This window comes from Phenylobacterium sp. (assembly GCF_036264965.1).
Lineage (GTDB): Bacteria > Pseudomonadota > Alphaproteobacteria > Caulobacterales > Caulobacteraceae > Phenylobacterium.
Genome location: NZ_DATAPY010000080.1, coordinates 1 through 3,945, shown reverse-complemented (window position 1 = coordinate 3,945; position 3,945 = coordinate 1). Strand labels below are relative to the sequence as shown.

Here is a 3,945-nt window from a genome sequence, read left to right as displayed (position 1 = left end):
GGAACTCGAAGGTGATCAGCGAGACGGTTATCCGCCGGCCGCCGAACATCATGGCGGCACCGACGATGATCCGCTCGTTGGGCACGATGTCGTAATAGGCGCCGTCGTTGACCATCTCGGTCCCCGGAAACGGCGTCTTCGGTCCCAGGCGATAGGTCGCCCGCTCCGCGCCGCCGACCCGGAAATCCATCTCGAAGGCCTCGACGGCGTGATTGTCGGCCTCGCCGTACCAGCGGCGCTTCTTGGCTGGGTCGGCGAAGGCGGCGAAGACCCGCGCCGGCGCTGCCGAATAGGTGCGTTCGATGGTGAAGGTGTTGTGCAATGGGGCGGACATCCGCGCCTCCTCATAAGTGAAGTCCAGACTTCACTTTGTCACCGCCCCGCAGCGATAGTCAAGTGCATACTTCAGTGTGGACTGACCCGTACCCTCCAAGGGGTTGACTTCGAGGCCCCCGGCTAGAAGAAACCGCGCCACCGAACCGCCTCAGGAGACCCACCTCATGACCGTCCGCGTCGCCATCAATGGTTTCGGCCGCATCGGCAGGCTGGTCCTGCGTTCGATCGTCGAACATGGGCGCACCGACATCGAGGTGGTGGCGATCAACGATCTGGGTCCGGTGGAGACCAACGCCCACCTGCTGCGCTACGACAGCGTGCACGGCCGCTTCCCGGGCGTGGTGACCACCGGCGAGGACTGGATCGACGCCGGCCGCGGCAAGATCAAGGTGACCGCGATCCGCGATCCCAAAGACCTGCCGCACGCCGCGCTGAACGTCGACATCGCCCTGGAATGCACCGGCCTCTTCACCTCGAAGGAAAAGGCCAGCGCGCACCTGCAGGCCGGCGCCAAGCGGGTGATCGTCTCGGCTCCGGCCGACGGCGTCGACAAGACCATCGTCTTCGGCGTGAACGACGGCGCCCTGACCGCCGACGACGTGGTGATCTCCAACGCGTCCTGCACCACCAACTGCCTGGCCCCGGTGGCCCACGTGCTGCAGGAGCTGTGCGGCATCGAGCGCGGCTATATGACCACGATCCACTCCTACACCGGCGACCAGCCGACCCTGGATACGCTGCACAAGGACCTCTACCGCGCCCGCGCCGCGGCCATGTCGATGATCCCGACCTCCACCGGCGCGGCCAAGGCGCTGGGCCTGGTGATCCCGGCGCTGGCCGGCAAGCTGGACGGCTCCTCGATCCGCGTGCCCACCCCCAATGTCTCGGTGGTCGATCTGAACTTCGTGCCGAGCCGCAAGGTGACGGTGGACGAGATCAACGCCGCCATGGAAAAGGCCGCCGCCTCCGGCCCGCTGAAGGGCATCCTGGCGGTGACCAAGGAGCCGCTGGTCTCCCACGACTTCAACCACGTCGACGCCTCGTCCACGGTGGCCCTGCCGCAGACCCAGATGGTCGATGGCGGCCTGGGCCGGGTGCTCTCCTGGTACGACAACGAGTGGGGCTTCTCGTCGCGGATGGCCGACGTCGCCGTCGCCCTGGCGAAGCTGATCTGATCGCCACAGCATGGGGTTCCAGACGCTCGATCAGGCCGACCTGCAGGGCAAGCGCGCCCTGGTCCGCGTGGATTTCAACGTCCCCATGGAGGACGGCAAGGTTACCGACGACACCCGTCTGAGGGCCGCCAAGCCCACGGTCGACAAGCTGCGCGCCGGCGGCGCCAAGGTGATCCTGCTGGCCCATTTCGACCGGCCGAAGGGCAAGGTCGTGCCGTCGATGAGCCTCAAACCCGTCGTGGAGCCGCTCGCCAAGGTGCTGGGCGTTCCCGTGGCTTTCGCCCCCGATTGCATCGGGCCGAAGGCGCGTGAGGCGGTGAACGCAATACAGCCGGGCGATGTCCTGCTGCTGGAAAACGTCCGCTTCCATCCGGGCGAGGAGGCCAACGACCGCAAGTTCGCCGACGCCCTGGCGGCCAACGGCGACCTCTACGTCAACGATGCCTTCTCCGCGGCGCATCGGGCGCATGCCTCCACCGAGGCCCTGGCCCACCGCCTGCCGGCCTATGCCGGCGAGCAGATGCGCCTGGAACTGGACGCGCTGGACTGCGCGCTCGGCCACCCCGAGCGGCCGGTGCTGGGCATCGTCGGCGGCTCGAAGGTCTCCACCAAGCTCGACCTCCTGCGCCACCTGGTGACCAAGCTGGACAAGTTGGCCATCGGCGGCGGGATGGCCAACACCTTCCTCTACGCCCAGGGACACGACGTCGGCGCCTCCTACTGCGAGAAGGACCTGGCCGAGACCGCGCGCGACGTAATCCGCCTGGCCGGCCAGAACAACTGCAAGCTCTTCCTTCCGCTGGACATCGTGGTGGCCGAGAAGCTGGCCCCCGGCGCCCCGGCTCGGGTGCGCGACGTGGGCTCCATCGACGAGGACGAACGCATCCTCGACGCCGGCCCCGAGACCGTCGAGCGGCTGTGCCGCGCCATGGGAAATTCGAAGACGTTGATCTGGAACGGCCCTCTGGGCGTTTTCGAGATACCGCCCTTCGACAAGGGCACGGTGGAGGCGGCACGGCATGCGGCCAAGCTGGTTCGCGAGGGCAAGCTGGTGGCGGTGGCGGGCGGCGGTGATACGGTGGCGGCCCTGAACGCGGCCGGCGTGGTGGACGACTTCACCTTCGTCTCGACGGCGGGCGGCGCGTTTCTTGAATGGATGGAGGGCAAAACCCTGCCCGGCGTGGCAGCCTTGTCCCGATAGAGAACGGTAGAGAATATGGCCCGGATCACCCTGAGACAGCTTCTCGATCATGCCGCCGAGCACAGCTATGGCGTGCCGGCCTTCAACATCAACAATATGGAACAGGGTCTGGCGATCATGGAGGCGGCCGACGCGGTCGACGCCCCGGTGATCATCCAGGCCAGCCGCGGCGCGCGCGCCTACGCCAACGACATCGTGCTGAAGCACCTGATCGACGCGCTGGCGGAAATGTATCCGCACATCCCGATCTGCATGCACCAAGACCACGGGAACAACGAGGCGACCTGCGCCACGGCGATCCAGTTCGGCTTCACCAGCGTGATGATGGACGGCTCGCTGAAGGCCGACGGCAAGACGCCCGCCGACTATGACTACAACGTCCACGTCACGAAGGCGGTCGTCGACATGGCCCACTGGGTCGGCGCTAGCGTCGAGGGCGAGCTTGGCGTGCTGGGCAGCCTCGAGACCGGCATGGGCGAGAAGGAAGACGGCCACGGCTTCGAGGGCAAGCTCGGCCACGACCAGCTGCTGACCGACCCGGACCAGGCCGTTGATTTCGTGAAGACCACCCAGGTCGATGCGCTGGCCATCGCCATGGGCACCAGCCACGGCGCCTACAAGTTCACCCGCAAGCCGGACGGCGACGTCCTGGCCATGAACGTCATCGAAGAGATCCACCGCCGCCTGCCGAACACCCACCTGGTGATGCACGGCTCCTCGTCGGTGCCGCAGGATCTGCAGGACATCATCAACCAGTACGGCGGCGAGATGCCCCAGACCTGGGGCGTGCCGGTGGAGGAGATCCAGCGCGGCATCAAGCACGGCGTGCGCAAGATCAACATCGACACCGACAACCGCATGGCCATGACCGGCGCCATCCGGAAGGTCTTCGCCGAGAATCCCGGCGAGTTCGACCCGCGCAAATATCTGAAGCCTGCCATGGACGCGATGAGCGCCGTGGTCCGCCAGCGCTTCGAGGAATTCGGGACGGCCGGCTGGGCCAGCAAGATCACGCCGATACCGATGACCGTCATGGCCAAACGCTACGCCGCCGGCGAGTTGGCGCCCAAGATCGGGCTCACCCGCCACGCGGCGGAGTAGCGTCTTCCCTCCCCTTCATGGGGCTACCGGATTCACACATCTAAATAGAATGAGTGCTTTCAGTGGCTTATCGGAGACCAACAAGTCCGTACACTGAGAGTCCGTGCTGGGCAGGTTGTCTTGAAACGATTG

4 protein-coding genes are annotated in these 3,945 nt (G+C 66.3%); 3 read left to right on the top strand and 1 reads right to left on the bottom strand.

All coding sequences use genetic code 11. The features are described from left to right. Positions 1 to 334 (bottom strand): SRPBCC domain-containing protein (locus VHS75_RS10455; protein WP_329638557.1); only part of this gene is annotated, 334 nt, incomplete at its 3' end. 166 nt (positions 335 to 500) lie between these two features. Between VHS75_RS10455 and gap the strand changes: the two genes are divergently transcribed. From gap to fba, 3 genes are read left to right on the top strand one after another with little or no spacing between them, the layout of a single operon-like run. Beyond that, complete coding sequence (gap, locus tag VHS75_RS10450) at positions 501 to 1,511, top strand: type I glyceraldehyde-3-phosphate dehydrogenase (RefSeq protein ID WP_329638556.1); 1,011 nt, start codon at positions 501 to 503, stop codon at positions 1,509 to 1,511. Between the two features lie 10 nt (positions 1,512 to 1,521). Next, the gene (locus VHS75_RS10445; protein WP_329638555.1) at positions 1,522 to 2,712 is read left to right on the top strand and encodes a phosphoglycerate kinase; all 1,191 of its coding nucleotides are present in this window, start codon (positions 1,522 to 1,524) and stop codon (positions 2,710 to 2,712) included. Between the two features lie 15 nt (positions 2,713 to 2,727). Beyond that, positions 2,728 to 3,813, top strand: a complete 1,086-nt coding sequence (fba, locus tag VHS75_RS10440) for a class II fructose-bisphosphate aldolase (RefSeq protein ID WP_329638554.1) — start codon at positions 2,728 to 2,730, stop codon at positions 3,811 to 3,813. Positions 3,814 to 3,945 lie beyond the last annotated feature (132 nt).

What these genes read in the sequence shown, in the direction of transcription:
- gap (WP_329638556.1), top strand. Translation starts at nt 501, where the DNA reads ATGACCGTCCGCGTCGCCATCAATGGTTTCGGCCGCATCGGCAGGCTG.
- VHS75_RS10445 (WP_329638555.1), top strand. Translation starts at nt 1,522, where the DNA reads ATGGGGTTCCAGACGCTCGATCAGGCCGACCTGCAGGGCAAGCGCGCC.
- fba (WP_329638554.1), top strand. Translation starts at nt 2,728, where the DNA reads ATGGCCCGGATCACCCTGAGACAGCTTCTCGATCATGCCGCCGAGCAC.